This is a genomic window from Dyadobacter koreensis, assembly GCF_900108855.1.
Taxonomy (GTDB): Bacteria; Bacteroidota; Bacteroidia; order Cytophagales; family Spirosomataceae; genus Dyadobacter; species Dyadobacter koreensis.
This window is the reverse complement of the sequence record NZ_FNXY01000005.1, coordinates 559,627-575,128: the sequence shown is the minus strand read 5'-3', so window position 1 is coordinate 575,128 and position 15,502 is coordinate 559,627. Positions and strand designations below refer to the sequence as shown.

At 42.0% G+C, this 15,502-nt stretch carries 14 protein-coding genes and 1 riboswitch; of the genes, 12 read left to right on the top strand and 2 right to left on the bottom strand.

Features of this window, described 5'->3' with window-relative positions; all coding sequences use genetic code 11:
• Positions 1–20 precede the first annotated feature (20 nt).
• Entirely contained in the window at positions 21–1,619 is a 1,599-nt protein-coding gene (locus BMY70_RS18120) for an ATP-dependent DNA ligase (protein ID WP_090337625.1), read from the bottom strand.
• A gap of 30 nt (positions 1,620–1,649) precedes the next feature.
• A complete protein-coding gene (locus BMY70_RS18115; protein ID WP_090337623.1) occupies positions 1,650–2,747 on the bottom strand; it encodes a ligase-associated DNA damage response exonuclease in 1,098 nt (365 codons plus the stop codon).
• A 136-nt stretch (positions 2,748–2,883) separates the two neighbouring features.
• Here BMY70_RS18115 and BMY70_RS18110 point away from each other — a divergent pair, with 136 nt between their 5' ends.
• The 12 genes from BMY70_RS18110 (at position 2,884) to cobT (ending at position 15,502) form a co-directional block, all read left to right on the top strand.
• Positions 2,884–3,279, top strand: coding sequence for a DUF5618 family protein (locus tag BMY70_RS18110; protein ID WP_090337622.1), 396 nt, complete (start codon positions 2,884–2,886; stop codon positions 3,277–3,279).
• A gap of 161 nt (positions 3,280–3,440) precedes the next feature.
• Positions 3,441–5,390, top strand: a complete 1,950-nt coding sequence (locus BMY70_RS18105; protein ID WP_090337620.1) for a magnesium chelatase subunit D family protein — start codon at positions 3,441–3,443, stop codon at positions 5,388–5,390.
• Between the two features lie 114 nt (positions 5,391–5,504).
• The gene (locus BMY70_RS18100; protein ID WP_090337618.1) at positions 5,505–6,983 is read left to right on the top strand and encodes a cobyric acid synthase; all 1,479 of its coding nucleotides are present in this window, start codon (positions 5,505–5,507) and stop codon (positions 6,981–6,983) included.
• Between the two features lie 11 nt (positions 6,984–6,994).
• On the top strand, positions 6,995–8,011 hold the full coding sequence (locus tag BMY70_RS18095) for a pyridoxal phosphate-dependent aminotransferase (RefSeq protein ID WP_090337616.1): 1,017 nt from the start codon (positions 6,995–6,997) through the stop codon (positions 8,009–8,011).
• Entirely contained in the window at positions 7,996–8,940 is a 945-nt protein-coding gene (gene cbiB, locus BMY70_RS18090) for an adenosylcobinamide-phosphate synthase CbiB (RefSeq protein ID WP_090337614.1), read from the top strand. Before BMY70_RS18095 ends, cbiB begins: the two co-directional genes overlap by 16 nt.
• Before the next feature lie 10 nt (positions 8,941–8,950).
• A complete protein-coding gene (locus BMY70_RS18085; RefSeq protein ID WP_090337612.1) occupies positions 8,951–9,496 on the top strand; it encodes an AAA family ATPase in 546 nt (181 codons plus the stop codon).
• A 51-nt stretch (positions 9,497–9,547) separates the two neighbouring features.
• A riboswitch (cobalamin riboswitch) is annotated at positions 9,548–9,830 on the top strand.
• A gap of 31 nt (positions 9,831–9,861) precedes the next feature.
• Positions 9,862–11,103, top strand: coding sequence for an ABC transporter substrate-binding protein (locus tag BMY70_RS18080; protein WP_090337610.1), 1,242 nt, complete (start codon positions 9,862–9,864; stop codon positions 11,101–11,103).
• Positions 11,104–11,172: 69 nt separating this feature from the next.
• Positions 11,173–12,237: a FecCD family ABC transporter permease gene (locus BMY70_RS18075; protein WP_090337608.1), complete on the top strand. Its 1,065-nt coding sequence runs from the start codon at positions 11,173–11,175 to the stop codon at positions 12,235–12,237.
• Positions 12,234–13,262, top strand: a complete 1,029-nt coding sequence (locus BMY70_RS18070) for an ABC transporter ATP-binding protein (RefSeq protein WP_090337605.1) — start codon at positions 12,234–12,236, stop codon at positions 13,260–13,262. Before BMY70_RS18075 ends, BMY70_RS18070 begins: the two co-directional genes overlap by 4 nt.
• A 24-nt stretch (positions 13,263–13,286) precedes the next feature.
• On the top strand, positions 13,287–13,871 hold the full coding sequence (locus BMY70_RS18065) for a cob(I)yrinic acid a,c-diamide adenosyltransferase (protein ID WP_090337603.1): 585 nt from the start codon (positions 13,287–13,289) through the stop codon (positions 13,869–13,871).
• Positions 13,868–14,371 carry a bifunctional adenosylcobinamide kinase/adenosylcobinamide-phosphate guanylyltransferase gene (cobU, locus tag BMY70_RS18060; RefSeq protein ID WP_090337601.1) on the top strand — a complete coding sequence of 168 codons (504 nt, stop codon included), beginning with the start codon at positions 13,868–13,870 and terminating at the stop codon, positions 14,369–14,371. Before BMY70_RS18065 ends, cobU begins: the two co-directional genes overlap by 4 nt.
• A 123-nt stretch (positions 14,372–14,494) precedes the next feature.
• Positions 14,495–15,502, top strand: coding sequence for a nicotinate-nucleotide--dimethylbenzimidazole phosphoribosyltransferase (gene cobT / locus BMY70_RS18055; protein WP_090337600.1), 1,008 nt, complete (start codon positions 14,495–14,497; stop codon positions 15,500–15,502).

Genomic DNA, 15,502 nt, shown 5'->3' with positions numbered 1-15,502 from the left:
TTAATACATTATAAAAATAATCACTTATACATCTCCAAAATCCCCTTCAAACTTTCCAAAGTATCCGCCTCCGCTGCCTTTTTATCCTTTCTCCACCTCAAAATCCGTGGAAACCTTACGGCGATTCCGGATTTATGTCGTGTAGATTCATTTATTCCTTCAAACCCAATTTCAAAAACCAGCTCTGGTTTTACCGTCCTGACCGGGCCAAATTTTTCCAGAATATTGCGTTTGATAAAATAATCAACCTGACCAATTTCTACATCCGTTAAACCTGAATAAGCTTTTGCAAAAGGAATCAGCTTTCCATCTTCACCCCAGACTGCAAACGTATAATCGGTAAAAAGTTCAGCTCTCCGACCTGATCCTTTTTGTGCGTAAATCAAGACGGCGTCAACACTCAGCGGATCAATTTTCCACTTCCACCAGTCGCCCTTTTTCCGTCCGACCTGGTAGGTACTACTCTTTCTTTTGATCATAAAACCTTCCGCAATATTTTCGCGGGAAGTCGGATGCAGATCATGTAATTCACTCCATTCCTTGAATTCAACCAATGGCGATAGGTTGAAAATAGATTGGACAGGCATGTTTTTATGAATTTCTTCCAATTGCGCTCTTCGCTGCATCTGGCTTAAATTCCTGATGTCAACGCCGTTTGCTTCCATAATATCATAAGCGATAAAAGCCACAGGTGCTTCTTCCAATACTTTTTTTGACAGGTTTTTTCGGCCAATACGTGTTTGTAAGACATTGAAAGGCATTGGCTTGTTGTCAAAATAACTTACAATTTCACCATCCAGCACTGTACCATTTGGCAGGACAGTACTCAAAAAATGCAATTCGGGAAATTTGTCTGTTGATAATTCTTCACCTCTTGTCCAAATGAATAATTCGTTATTTCGGTAAATGATCTGGGAACGAATACCATCCCATTTCCACTCCACAAACCAGTCTTCCGGTGTTCCCAAATTTGAAACATCACCCTCAATCGGATAAGCAAGGAAAAATGGATAAGGCCTCGAAGCATTATCGTTTTCACCTTCATCCAGAATAAGTTTTTCAAATGTAGTTTCCAAAGGATCCCATTGCCCCATAACACGATGGGCAATCACATTGGAATCCGTAGCAGTTGCCTCTGCCAAAGCCCGGACTACCAGCGTCTGAGAAACGCCAATCCGGAAACTGCCCATCAATAACTTATTAAAAACGAAAGTTTCGTGCTGAGACAATTGCGACCAGGCCTGAAGAATATGATCATGTTTTTCTTCGTCAGTCATTTTGGGCAATAATCCCAGATAGTAAAACCATTCGGATAGAGATTTATCAGAATCATCGGATCCGTTTCTTGGTAAGATCAACGAAATCGTTTCACCCAGATCTCCGACACTCTGATAACTTTCCTGGAAAAGCCACATCGGAATATTTGCCTCCGCAGCTGCCCATTCTTTAACCTGTGTTCTATTTACTTTAAACGATGGCCGGCGACCCGTGAATAAAGTCAGCGCCCACATTTTATCTTCATCGGACGCGGACAAAAAATAATTCTTCATCAACTCAACCTTTGCATTGGTTTTGTTGGTCCGGTCCAGATTCATGAAAAGTTCAGCGAATTGTTTCATTTTTAGCGATTGGCTTTTAACGGTTAGAGGTTAGCTTAATTTCAGGTCGGGATCATCTGGAATCGGAGATAAATCTTTGTTGTTTTCAATTCCCTCGGCTTCCGGTCCGTCACCCGTTGCCCTATCCTCCGTTTCCTCTTCATTTCCATACATCGTTGTCACTTCCCCGGCTTCAATCCCGTTCTCATTCAGCCAACGTGAAAAAATACTGGTATAGCCGTGCGTGACATAAACTTTCTCAGCTCCGGATTCTATAACCGCAGTGTTCAAATCAGGCCAATCCACATGGTCACTCAGAATAAAGCCCTGATCGACTGCGCGGCGGTTTTTCGCTCCGCGCAATGCCATCCAGCCCGAACAATATCCAAGCGAATAAGGGTTGAATTTCCGTATCCAGGTACTGCTGTCAACGGATGGAGGCGCTAACACCAGCGATCCTCGAAAGAGTTTTTTATCTGTCTCCTTGGTAACCAGGGTAAGTTCGGGCAAATCATGCCCGGCTTGTCTCAACCTCTCGTTTAAAGTATAAATGGCGCCATGAGCATAAATCACTTCGTCTTTTAACTCAATACCTTTCAGGATTCGCTGCATTTTCCCCAACGAATAACCCATCAGAATACTGGCTTTATCCTGTTCTTTATTTTGCGCCCACCAGTTATCAATTTCTGAAAAAATCTCCTGTTGCGGCTGCCACTTGTAAATCGGCAACCCAAAGGTAGATTCAGTAATAAAAACGTTACATTTCACGGGTTCGAAAGGCACACAAAAGTTGTCGTCTTCCAGTTTATAATCCCCGCTGGCTACCCACACTTCACCTTTATATTCAACCCGAACCTGTGCAGAACCGATAATATGCCCGGCTGGATGTAAGGAAAAAACAACACCATTGATTACGAATTTTTCACCGTATTCAACTGTCTGCAAAGAAATATCCGGCCCCAGACGAAGCCTTAAAATGGCCTCACTATCCTTATGAGCCAGATAATGTTTACTCCCCCAACGCGCATGATCACTATGCGCATGCGTAATAATCGCACGATCCACGGGTATCCAGGGATCAATGTGGGCATCTGCCTGAGAACAGTAAATGCTTTTGCCGGTGAATTGTAAAAGTGATTGTGTCGCCATAACTTAAAATTCAATAAAAGTATGCCAATATTAAACCTCACGAGCTCACCAGATAAGACGGGAAATTGTGTTATTTTTGAAATGACTTTTTTAAAATTTGGAGTCAAATCAATAAATTCTTTCAATTCCTATTGATATGGCTATTCAGAATCAAGACAACTTACTTTCCCCAGCCGAAGAAGCTGCCCGCCACTTGCAAAATGCAAAAGAAATTCTAAGCGAAAAAGCTGGTAAAAAGGACGGTTTATATGCTGATGTTAAATATGTTAAGATGGCTGCGAGTACTGCTTATTCAGCTGCGTTGCTCATCCTGGATGAATATCTGAAACAAAAAGAAGGAGTAAAATTCATTAAACCCAAAAGCATTGAAGACTATACAAACAGGGTTGGAAAATATGACAAAAAACGGTTGAGATTATTAGTCAATGTTTACGACGAACTACATATCATTGGATATTATCATGGCACAAGATCCGTAAACACCATTCAAACCGGCCTAAGTAACGTAACCAAAATGCTCGCTTATATCTGAGGTCGCATTTAAACGCAGAGGTATGGGAGTTAAAACGCAGAGGCAAAGGAGTTCATTTTACGCTGCGTAAGCCCGCGCAAAACTCCATTACTCTGCGTTTAATTCCCTAATTTTGCCTTTCCCTTGCCACAAGGGAAAAGTAATTTTAATAATTCTTCTCTATGAAATACCCTTTTGCAGCCTTGGTTGGACAGGAAAAATTAAAGCGCGCCCTTCTATTATGTGCAATCAACCCGTCCATTGGAGGTTTATTGATCAGAGGAGAAAAAGGAACGGCGAAAAGTACTGCTGCGAGAGGATTAGCTGAAATAATGCCGTTAATTCCTAAAAATGAAACCTTTCCATTAATATTTCAGGAAAACGATTCTCAGAATATTTGTGGAGAATGTCCTGTTAATATAGAAGAAATTGCAGTCCCTTTTGTAAATCTTCCACTTGGTGCGACCGAAGACCGCGTGTTGGGAAGTCTGGACCTGGAAGGCATTTTATCAGAAAAAAAGAAAAGATTGCAGCCGGGTTTATTGGCAACTGCACACCGTGGAATTTTATATATTGATGAAGTAAATCTGCTCCCCGATCATCTGGTGGATGTTTTACTGGACGTTGCAGCGATGGGCGTTAACACAATCCAGCGCGATGGACTTTCTGAAAGTCATCCTGCAAAATTTACTTTGATCGGTACCATGAATCCGGAAGAAGGAAATCTTCGTCCACAATTTCTGGATCGTTTTGGGTTAATGGTGGATGTTGAAGCGCCTCGGGATGTCGCAGAAAGAACTGAGGTCGTGCGTCGAAGAATTAATTTTGAACATAATCCGGACGCTTTTTCTGTTCAATGGACTGCCGCTCAAAAAAGTTTACAAAACAAAATCAAAACGGCTCAGCAATTATTACCGTCCGTTATTTTGCCCGATGGTCTGCTGACGCTGATCAGCCAGCTTTGTACCGAATTAAATGTGACAAGTTTGCGGGCTGACATTGTGATGTATAAAACGGCAATAACGTTAGCTGCTTTGGATAAACGAACTACGGTTACAGCAGATGATGTGCGTCAGGCTGCTGAGATGGTGCTCATTCACCGACAGCGAAAAAAGCCGTTTGAAGGAAACAGTAAAGGAGATAACAGGCTGGATGAACTAATGCAGCAGGAACAGACGCAACAAAAAAATCAGCCAAAAGAGCAAAATCAAGCTGAATCGAAAAAAGAGGAAGAAGACCTACTACCTTCTAAGCAGTTGCCTTATGACGATCAAAATAATAACGATAACCACGAATCACCTTCTTCAAAACAAGAAAAAGTATTCGGTATAGCACCTCAAAAAGAAGCTCCTAATTTCAAAGTTGATTTAAATCCTGTTTCGCACCAGATGCCGGAAGGTAGGAGAAGCCAGGCTATTAATACAAATCGAGGGCCTGAATTAAGAGCGATCCAGGATCAATCACCAAGTGATATGTCAGTTATGGCAACGGTGCAATCTGCCTTAATCCGTGATCAGGATGATTTTCAGATTACACGAAATGACCTGCATCAAAAGGTAAGAAAAGGAAAAACGGGAAATTTAATTCTGTTTGTTGTAGATGCTTCGGGATCCATGGCGGCGAGCAGTCGGATGGAAGCGGTAAAAGGAAGTGTGCTGAGTTTGCTCACGGATGCTTACCAAAGAAGAGATATGGTCGGTGTGATTTCCTTCCGGGGTGTGGAAGCGCAGCTACTTTTGGAACCCACTTATAGCGTTGAACAGGCTGAACATGCGATGCAAAGTTTGCCAACAGGCGGAAGAACACCTTTGCCACACGCCTTGCAGCTGGCTTTCCGGTTGATTAATAAATTAAATCCGGATAAAGATTTGAAACCGCTATTGGTTATTCTCAGTGATGGGAAAGCCAATGTGCCGCTTCCGGGAGGTGGTGATGCCTGGCAGCAGACTTTACAATTATCGGGTCAATTATTCCAGGCCAATATCCCAGCTTTGGTGCTCGATACTGAAAACGATTACCTCCGTTTTGGTAGAGCCGCGGAGATGGCGAAGGTGATGGGCGCAGAATGTTTGTCGCTTGAAGAACTTTCTTCGGAGAATATCACGGTTACTATTTCCGGGCGTATTGCTTAACTTTTCACGTTATTTCACGCAAAGTGAAAAAGATAAAAAAACAAAGAACGCTAAGATTCTTTACGATCTTTGCCCTTTTTCTTATTTGCTTTGCATGAAACATTACAAAACCAAATGTCTAATCCCCGCATCCTCACCAAACCAATTATGTTCGTCGGCACTGCTTCCGATGTTGGCAAAAGTGTGATTTGTGCTGGATTTTGCAGAATTTTCAAACAGGATGGTTATCATCCCGCACCGTTCAAAGCCCAGAATATGTCTTTGAACAGCTATGTCACACCTGAGGGTTTGGAGCTTGGACGGGCACAGGCAGTGCAGGCGGAAGCAGCCGGAATTCCTTGTCATACTGATATGAATCCGGTTTTATTGAAGCCTACCAACGACCAGTCTTCCCAGGTGATTTTAAATGGAAAACCAGTAGGCAATCAGTCAGCCTATGAATATTTCAAAACCACCGACCGGGAAGAATTATTTCTTGCTGTAAAGCAGGCTTATGATCGATTATCGGCTCGGTACTCCCCTATTGTCATGGAAGGAGCGGGGAGCATTTCTGAACTAAATCTTAAAAAACGGGATATTACAAACTTGCGGATGGCGCTGCACGCAGGAGCTGCAACTTATCTGATTGGAGATATAGACCGGGGCGGAATTTTCGGAAGTGTTTATGGTACAATCGCGCTGTTGACGCCAGAAGAACGTCAGTGTATCAAAGGAATTATCGTCAACAAGTTTCGTGGTGATTCACGACTTTTTGAAGATGGAAAAAAAATGCTGGAAGAATTAACGGGCGTTCCTGTCGTCGGTGTTTTGCCGTTTTTCAGAGACATCCATATCGAAGAAGAAGACTCCGTTTCGCTTCAAAATAAATTCAATACAACGAAGGAAGGGAAAATAAATGTAGCGGTCATTTTACTGAAACGGTTATCAAATTTCACTGATTTTGACCGGCTGGAAAAAGATCCGCGCGTACATTTATTCTATACTTCGCAACCGGAAGAAATTACAAAGGCCGATATCATCATCATTCCCGGCAGTAAAAATACGCTTGATGATTTGTTGACAATCAAGAATAACGGTGCCGCCGCTGCAATTATTACTGCACATAAAAACGGCAAAAAGATCATTGGAATTTGTGGTGGCTATCAAATGATGGGAGAACTCATTGAAGATCCGGATCATGTAGAAGGTTCGCTGGAATCAGTGCCAGGGCTTGGGTTATTGCCTGTGAAAACGGTTTTAAAACCCTTAAAAACAACATTGCAGCAGCAATTCAGCTACCGGGAAAATCCGGAAGTTTGTACCGGATATGAAATTCATATGGGAGAAACGACTTCTGAAATTAACTCCCCGGTTACTGTTTTATCAAATGGAAAACCTGATGGCTACTTTTTAGATGAAAATTGCTGGGGCAGTTATCTGCATGGGATTCTGGACAATGCCGTGGTAATCGAAGATTTACTATCTGATTTTTCAAAAGAAACGGTTGCTGAAACTTTCGATTATTATCAATTTAAAGAATTACAATACGACCGGCTGGCAGATCATATCCGAGCGCATGTGGATATGGAAATGATTTATAAAAGTCTGGAATAAAAATAAAATTTATGTTACAAGGCCACGGCGACGACTCGTACCGTTATGCCCAAAAAATAATCGCAGATTTCAGTACCAATGTCTGGTATGGAGGCGAACCGTTGGGTTTGAAAGAATATATTTTTGAGCAATGGTCAGCGATAAATCGTTATCCGGAAGTGATGGCTGAAAGTCTGAGTGAAATGGTTGCGTTTCATCATCACTTAAATCCGGAACAAATTTTAATTAACAGCGGAACGACAGAAAGCATTTATCTGATCGCGCAGGCATTTGCGGGCAAAAGAACAACCATTGTAACGCCCGCTTTTGCTGAATATGAAGACGCATGCAAATTATATCAACACGATCTGATATTTTTGCCCTGGACTAAAATACAGGAATTGCCTGCATTGTCAACCGATCTGGTTTTCATTTGCAACCCAAATAATCCAACCGGAAAATCATTTTCTCAACTCGAAAATTGGGTTCAGCAAAATCCCGAAACGGTTTTTGTTGTTGATGAAGCTTTTATCGATTTCACAGTGCAAATCAATTCTTCGATATCTTTAATTAACCATTATCCAAATCTGTTGATCATGCATTCGCTCACCAAAGCTTATGCGATTCCCGGGTTACGGCTGGGTTATATTGTTGCTTCGGAAGTTTTAATCTCAAAATTGAAAAGTATAAAACAACCGTGGACAGTAAATACGATGGCGCTTCAGGCGGGGAAATTCATTTTTGAAAACTATCATAACATTCAAATCCCTTTAAAAAATCTGCTCCGTGAAAAAGAAAGATTTACAGAAAAACTGAGCCAAAATCCGGTACTGAAAATCCATGAAAGTACAACGCATTTCTTCCTGGCAGAAACATTGAAAGATGATGCATCAAAACTTAAACAATTCCTGATCGAAAAACACGGACTTTTAATTCGTGATGCGAGTAATTTCAGAGATTTAACAAAACAACATTTCCGGATCGCTGCCCTGTCGCCTGAAAAAAATAATTTGCTAATCGCAGCCCTCGACGAATGGAGAAATTATTGATCATTGCTCCGTTGGTTTTCGGTTATATTCTGGATTTAATTATCGGCGATCCTGACAACTGGCCCCATCCGGTTCGTGTATTTGGAAATGCCATTGCGGCTGGTGACAAGCTTTTGAATAAAAATTCATCCCGATTTTTAAAAGGAATGTTGCTATCGACAAGTCTTTGTCTGCTAACATTTTTCTTTTTTTATTTTTCAAACATTATACTTTTAAACATTAACCCGTGGCTTTTTATCGCTGTCAGCAGTGTTTGGGTCTGGTATGGTTTAGCAAATAATGCATTGATTACAGAAGGGCGAAATGTGTTTTTGGCTTTGGAAAAAGAAGGGTTGGAAGCCGGAAGAAAACAATTATCCCGCATCGTTGGCCGGGATACTTCTCAATTAAATGCACAGCAAATTCGGATAGCAGTTTTTGAAACAATGTCGGAAAATCTAAGCGACGGTGTTATTGCGCCATTATTTTTCTACGCAATCGGTGGCGTTCCAGCCATGATGGTTTATAAAACGATCAACACGCTGGATTCAATGATCGGTTACCGAAGCGATAAATACGAGCAATTTGGAAAATTTGCAGCCCGACTGGACGACATTGCAAACTTCATCCCGGCACGGATTACGGCATTGCTTATGGTGCTTGTAACAGTAAATTATCGCGGTCTGCAATTTGTCTTCAAATATGGAAACCGGCATAAAAGCCCAAACTCAGGTTATCCTGAATCCGCTCTGGCAGGAATTCTTGATTGTCGTTTTGGCGGTTCGAATGTCTATCATGGGAATTGGGTTGACAAACCTTTTATTGGAGAAAATGACCGGATTATTGAGCCGGGCGAGATTCGGAAAGTTATTGTCATCAACCATAAAAGCTGTTTTTTGATGGTTATGATAATCCTGGGATATTTCCTTACCGAAAATAATATTTGGTAATTTTGCTGCTATGAATGCAATTGTAATCTCCGGTGGCCCGGGATCAGGAAAAACTACTTTACTAAATGCTTTAAAGTCACGTGGTTTTAATTGTTCCGATGAAATTTCCCGTCAGCTTATTCAGGAACAAGTCAACTTAAATTCTGAAAACTTACCCTGGAAAAATCTTTCTTCCTTCGCTGAACTTGCGTTAGAACGGATGGTCGAAGAATATAAAAAATCCTTGTTGCTTGAAGAACCAACTTTTTTTGACCGGGCAATTCCTGATATAATTGCATATCTGAAAGTCGGAAATATTAGGGTAGAAAGTCAATTCAACGAGGCACTTAAAAACTATAAATATCAATCAAATGTATTTATGGCTCCACCCTGGGAAGCCATTTACATTAACGATAACGAGCGCTGGCAAACTTTTGAAGAAGCCACTGAGCTTTACAATATGCTGACGAAAACGTATCAAACTGCCGGGTATACTCTTATCGAACTTCCGAGTTGTAGTGTTGAAGAAAGAGTTGATTTCGTTCTGGAAAAATTAGAACAAAACAAATCTATTTAAAGACGCTGTCAGAATTATTGTCACAAATCACCAACCCCACATAAATCTTAGTAGTTTTGCACTCATCAGGGTAGTATCCCGGACTCAAAAAATCCGGTTACTTTAAAAGGGAATACCGGTGCAAGTCCGGAACAGTCTCCGCTGCTGTAAGTTCATAAAAACATTCATGACAATTGCCACTGGGGACAATGATTGAATAATAGAATTTTGAATAATGGAACGCTCCAAGATCTGGCTCACTCCCATTCTCACATTCACTCATTCAAAATTAAACCGGGAAGGCGTCATAGGAAATGGAACGAGTCAGAAGACCTGCCTTATTCACTTAATACGCATAGCTTTCGGAAGAAAGGCTGGTAGCACAAATGACAAAAAAACAGAAGAACTCCTTTTGGGAAGTTCGCAATGACTTTGCGTGCATTTCCACTTTTATTGCAGCTGCGAAGTTTGCGGCTTTATTATTTATCCCACTGCTATTTTTAGCAGGCTGCGGTACTTCTTCAAATCTCACTGAAAGTGCAGAAACGGCTTCTTCGGGGAAAGACTATTTTTCTGAAAAAATCCAGATTCATCATGCCAAGGGCTTCACGATCGAATACCACGATAATTTTAAGGTAATCAACATATTAAGTCCTTTCGAGAAAAGTACCGATACTGCTAAATATGTTCTGCTTCAAAGAGGCACAAAAAAGCCAAAAGGATATCCAAACAGCCAGTTTATTGAAATTCCAATCCGGAGTCTGGTAGCGATGTCGTCCATGCACGTGGGTTTGGTTGGACTTTTAGGTGAAGAAAAAATTGTAACAGGGCTTGGCAATTTGAAGTACGTTTCCAATCCTGAGATCATCAAACAAATTGAAGCTGGCAAAATTGCCGAAGTTGGAAAAGATCAGGGATTGAATGAGGAAAAATTGATCACCATGCATCCTGACCTGATCATGACGACAGGCAGTCCGGTTTCAAAAATGGAGCGATACACCACTTTAAACGCTGCTGGAATTCCTGTTTTGATTAATTCTGAATGGGTTGAAACGACGCCACTCGGCCGTGCGGAGTGGGTTAAACTTCTTGCTGCGTTGCTAAACCGGGAAGATTTTGTCAACAAGAAATTTGCCAAGATGGAAGAGGAATACAAACGTCTTGCGGCTTTATCTCAAAAAGTAAAAGCAAAACCGAGCATTATTACCGGTATGAATTCCAAAGATTCATGGTTTGTCCCGAATGGAAATAGTTATATGGCGCAGTTTTTCCGGGATGCCGGCGCAGATTATCATTGGAATAATACCAAAGCAACGGGAAGTCTGGCGTTAAATTTTGAAGCCGTTTACCCGATCGCTCTGACAGCTGATTATTGGCTGAATGTCGGGATCAGCAACTACGATAACAAAAAAGAAATTCTTGCGAAAGATCCTCGTTATACCGATTTCAAAGCTTATAAATCCGGACAGATTTACAGCTATAATAAACGTGTGAACAACCGCGGTTCGAATGATTATTGGGAATCGGGTGCTGTGAATCCGCAGATTGTTTTGTCGGATCTGATCAAAATCCTGCATCCGGAATTATTACCGGAGCATGAGCTGGTTTATTATAAGCAGGTGAATTAGGCGGTCGGCAATCGGCGGTCAGCTTCCGGCTCTTGCCACTCGAACTCTGGGCCGATTAAAATACTAGTTATGCAAATTTCTTCTCAATCTTATTCCAATTCCCGTCGGCTGATCATTATTGTTCTGTCGGTTTTGGCTGTGCTTTTTTTTCTGCTGGATATCATGCTGGGGTCGGTAAGCATTCCGTTTGGTGAAGTGGTGAGAATTGTGTTTTTGGGAGAATCGGACACTACCGCATGGTTATTTATTATTGAAAAAATACGCTTACCAAAAGCGATTACGGCCATCATTGTGGGCTGCGGATTATCCGTCAGCGGACTTCAAATGCAGACTTTATTTCGCAATCCATTAGCTGGCCCGTCCGAACTGGGTATCACGGCCGGAGCCGGGTTAGGCGTTGCAGCCGTAATGCTTACGAGCGGAAGTACCGCAAGTATTTATGCAATCCGGCAATTGGGTGTTTCCGGGAGCTGGCTGATTGTTGTGATGGCATCGCTTGGCGCCGCTTTGGTTTTGTCCATGGTTTTATTGATCGCCGGAAGAATTAAGGATAATGTTATTTTATTGATTGTCGGCGTGATGGTCGGGACGATAACGGTTTCCGTGATCAGCATCTGGCAATATTTCAGTCAGCCGGAAGAGTTGCAGGAATATATTCTATGGACTTTCGGCTCACTTGGCGGCATTGTTCAATATCATTTGTACGTACTCTCCGGCGTCGTGATCGTTGGTTTACTCATCGCTTTTTCTTCTTCAAAGGCACTAAATGCCATGTTATTAGGAGAAAATTATGCAAGAAGTATGGGTTTGACGGTTGGAAAAACCCGCTTCATTATCATGGCCAGTACCAGTTTACTCACGGGAAGTATCACCGCTTTTTGCGGCCCGATTGGTTTTGTTGGTATCGCGATTCCACATATCACCCGATCACTTTTAGGCACTTCCGATCACCGTATTTTAATTCCTTGCTGTTGTCTGGTAGGTACTGTTTTGATGCTCATTTGTGATATTATTTCTCAAATGCCGGGAACGCAGACCGTTCTGCCGATTAATGTGGTCACCTCATTATTAGGCGCGCCGGTTGTGATCTGGGTTATTGTCAGTCGCAACAATTTACGTTCTTCTTTCTCATGAACGATACGCCGCTACTATCTGCCCGGAACCTGACCATCGGTTATAAAACCGGAAAACGAGAGCCCAGAATCGTTTCAGAAGCTCTGAATCTGGACTTATGGCCGGGGCAACTGGTTTGTTTATTAGGTCCAAATGGCGCGGGAAAGTCAACGCTTATGCGAACACTTTCAGGCTTGCAGCCCGCACTTTCCGGAGAAATTATAATTGATAATGAATCTTTGGTAAATCTGAAACCTGTTGACCTTGCGCAAAAATTAAGTCTGGTTTTAACTGAGCGGATTGAGGCAGGAAATTTGACAGTCAGAGAATTGGTAGCGCTGGGGAGAACGCCTTACACCGGTTGGCTGGGCACACTTTCCGAAATTGACAAGGAAAAAATTGATTGGTCGATGGACGCTACGGATACAAAACGCTATGCCGGGCGACGAATGAACGAATTGAGTGATGGCGAGCGGCAAAAAGTGATGCTAGCCAGAGCGTTAGCGCAGGATACCAAACTGATTTTACTGGATGAGCCGACTGCCCATCTTGATCTGCCGAACCGCGTTGAAATGATGCGATTGCTGCATAACCTCGCACGACAAACCAATAAAGCTATTTTACTTTCCACCCACGAACTGGATCTGGCCCTGCAAGCTGCGGACAAGCTTTGGCTGATGCATCCGGATGGAAAACTCGTTTCCGGCGTACCGGAAGATCTGGTTTTGAATGGAAGTTTTGAAGCAGCTTTTATTAAAAACGGCTTTCACTTTGACCGTAATACCGGCACATTTACGATTCACAAAGAGGCCTCCTCTACTCCTATTTATTTATCAGGAAAAACCAATCTTGTTTTCTGGACAAAACGCGCGCTGCAACGGGAAGATTATATAGTAAGTGACGATCCTGCTTTGCCTCACAAAATTGAAATTATAGAAAGTGAAGAAAGTCCTGTCTGGGTATTTGATAATGGATTAACCTCTAAAAAGCATCTGAACATCAGCGAATTGATTGCTGATTTACAACATATCAAAAAGGTAAAATAAAATTAAAAAAACGATTTTTTATCAATGAAAATATATACTAAAAAAGGCGATAAAGGCACCACAGGTTTATTCGGCGGAAGTCGCGTTTCAAAAGATGATGTTCGGATTGAATGTATCGGAACGCTGGATGAAGCGAATTCTACCATCGGATTGCTTCGTGTAAAACTGGGAAATGATCATGAATGGCAGCCAAATCTTCATAAAATTCAGAAAGATTTGATGGATATGATGTCACATCTAGCCCGTCCTTCCGATGCGAAAAAAGAAAACAAAAATCCGATGCCGGAAGATGGTGCAGCCTTTTGTGAAAACTGGATCGATACACTGGAATCAGAAATGACCTCACCTTCTGACTATTTTTTGCTTCCGGGTGGTAATGAAGTTTCTGCCTTATGCCATGTCGCGCGCACGCAAATGCGCAGAGGAGAGCGGCGTCTGGTTTCGTTGATCAAAACCGATACGGTTCATGAGGCGATTCCTGCCTATATCAACCGTTTATCGGATTTATTTTTCACGTTGGCAAGAGCTGAAATGGACAAAGCCGGTGTTGCGGAGGAAAAATGGCAGTTGTTTTTATACAAACGTTTCAAAGCACCGGAAGAAAAATGATCATCTACATCACCGGAGGCGCACGCAGTGGGAAAAGCCGTTTTGCACAGGAAAAAGCTTTACAGCTAAGCAAATCTCCGGTGTATGTGGCCACTGCACATATCTGGGACGACAATTTTGCGGAACGTGTCCAGCTCCACAAAAATGAACGAGGACCGGAATGGACTACTTATGAATCTGAAACAAATATTCATAAACTTCCTATCCAAAATCAGGTTGTCGTTATTGATTGCGTGACGCTCTGGCTGACGAATTTGTTTGTCGCTTTTGATAACAATATCGAAAAATCGCTCGCTGCGTTTAGGGAAGAAATCGATGCAATCGCACAGCTTTCCGGCACTTTCATCATCATTTCAAACGAAATAGGAATGGGCGTACATGCCGAGACGGAAATCGGGAGAAAGTTTACGGATTTGCAAGGCTGGGCTAATCAATATGTGGCTAGTAAGGCCGAAGAAGCCATCTTCATGGTCTCCGGCTTACCTTTAAATTTAAAATGATTGGTTACACAGAGGGACACAGAGTTAAGGAGAGATACACGGAGATTTATAATCTATAAAAAAACTCCGTGTATCTCTTTTTAACTCCGTGGTTCTCTGTGTAACCTAAAAATTCAAGACTTTATGACTTTACGAGAACAGATACAGCATAAGATAAATAACAAAACAAAACCTCTCGGCGCCCTTGGGAAACTGGAAGAGGTGGCTTTGCAAATTGCTTTGATTCAGGAAACTTTGACGCCAAGTTTAGTAAAGCCGCATATAGTCGTTTTTGCAGCCAGCCATGGAATTGCCAGTGAAGGCGTGAGCGCTTACCCCTCGGAAGTTACCTTTCAAATGGTTTTGAATTTTCTCCAAGGTGGTGCTGCAATTAATGTTTTCACCAAACAAAATGGCATTGAATTAGCCTTGGTTGATGCAGGAGTTGACCATGATTTCGAGCCTGATGAAAACCTGATTGACGCTAAAATTAATCGCGGTACAAAAAGTTTTCTATCTGAGTCTGCCATGACAGAATCAGAATGTCAACGGGCGATTGAGAAAGGAAAAGAGATTGTGAAAAACATTGCCAAAACAGGCTGTAATGTGATCGGTTTTGGTGAAATGGGTATTGGAAATACTTCCTCCGCTGCGGTGATTATGAGTAAATTACTAAATATCCCGATTGAAGACTGCGTTGGAAAAGGTACCGGAGTTAATCCGGATCAGTATCAAAACAAGATCAATATTCTTATGAAAGCGATTTCAAATCATGCAGAAGTTTCAATAAATCCCATGCAGGTTTTACAAACTTTTGGCGGTTTTGAAATTGCCATGATGTGCGGCGCTTTCCTGGCAGCAGCTGAGGAAAAAATGGTTTTGATGGTCGATGGGTTTATCTCTTCGGCAGCATTTTTATGTGCTGTTAAGCTAAATCCAGCGATCAAAGATTTCGCAGTTTTTTGTCATCAATCAGAAGAAAAAGGTCATCGGATTTTACTTGAAAGCCTGAATGTCAAACCTTTGCTAAATCTGGACATGCGCCTGGGCGAGGGAACTGGCTGTGCAGTTGCTTATCCATTAATTAAAAGTGCAGTAGCATTTTTAAACGAAATGGCGAGTTTCGAAAGTGCCGGGGTGTCTGATAAATGA

Coding starts and splice junctions, on each gene's coding strand:
- cbiB (WP_090337614.1), top strand. CDS start 7,996: ATGGAGAAATTATTGATCATTGCTCCGTTGGTTTTCGGTTATATTCTG.
- BMY70_RS18100 (WP_090337618.1), top strand. CDS start 5,505: ATGTCTAATCCCCGCATCCTCACCAAACCAATTATGTTCGTCGGCACT.
- BMY70_RS18065 (WP_090337603.1), top strand. CDS start 13,287: ATGAAAATATATACTAAAAAAGGCGATAAAGGCACCACAGGTTTATTC.
- cobT (WP_090337600.1), top strand. CDS start 14,495: ATGACTTTACGAGAACAGATACAGCATAAGATAAATAACAAAACAAAA.
- BMY70_RS18115 (WP_090337623.1), bottom strand. CDS start 2,747: ATGGCGACACAATCACTTTTACAATTCACCGGCAAAAGCATTTACTGT.
- BMY70_RS18070 (WP_090337605.1), top strand. CDS start 12,234: ATGAACGATACGCCGCTACTATCTGCCCGGAACCTGACCATCGGTTAT.
- BMY70_RS18095 (WP_090337616.1), top strand. CDS start 6,995: ATGTTACAAGGCCACGGCGACGACTCGTACCGTTATGCCCAAAAAATA.
- BMY70_RS18105 (WP_090337620.1), top strand. CDS start 3,441: ATGAAATACCCTTTTGCAGCCTTGGTTGGACAGGAAAAATTAAAGCGC.
- BMY70_RS18075 (WP_090337608.1), top strand. CDS start 11,173: ATGCAAATTTCTTCTCAATCTTATTCCAATTCCCGTCGGCTGATCATT.
- BMY70_RS18080 (WP_090337610.1), top strand. CDS start 9,862: ATGACAAAAAAACAGAAGAACTCCTTTTGGGAAGTTCGCAATGACTTT.
- BMY70_RS18085 (WP_090337612.1), top strand. CDS start 8,951: ATGAATGCAATTGTAATCTCCGGTGGCCCGGGATCAGGAAAAACTACT.
- cobU (WP_090337601.1), top strand. CDS start 13,868: ATGATCATCTACATCACCGGAGGCGCACGCAGTGGGAAAAGCCGTTTT.
- BMY70_RS18110 (WP_090337622.1), top strand. CDS start 2,884: ATGGCTATTCAGAATCAAGACAACTTACTTTCCCCAGCCGAAGAAGCT.
- BMY70_RS18120 (WP_090337625.1), bottom strand. CDS start 1,619: ATGAAACAATTCGCTGAACTTTTCATGAATCTGGACCGGACCAACAAA.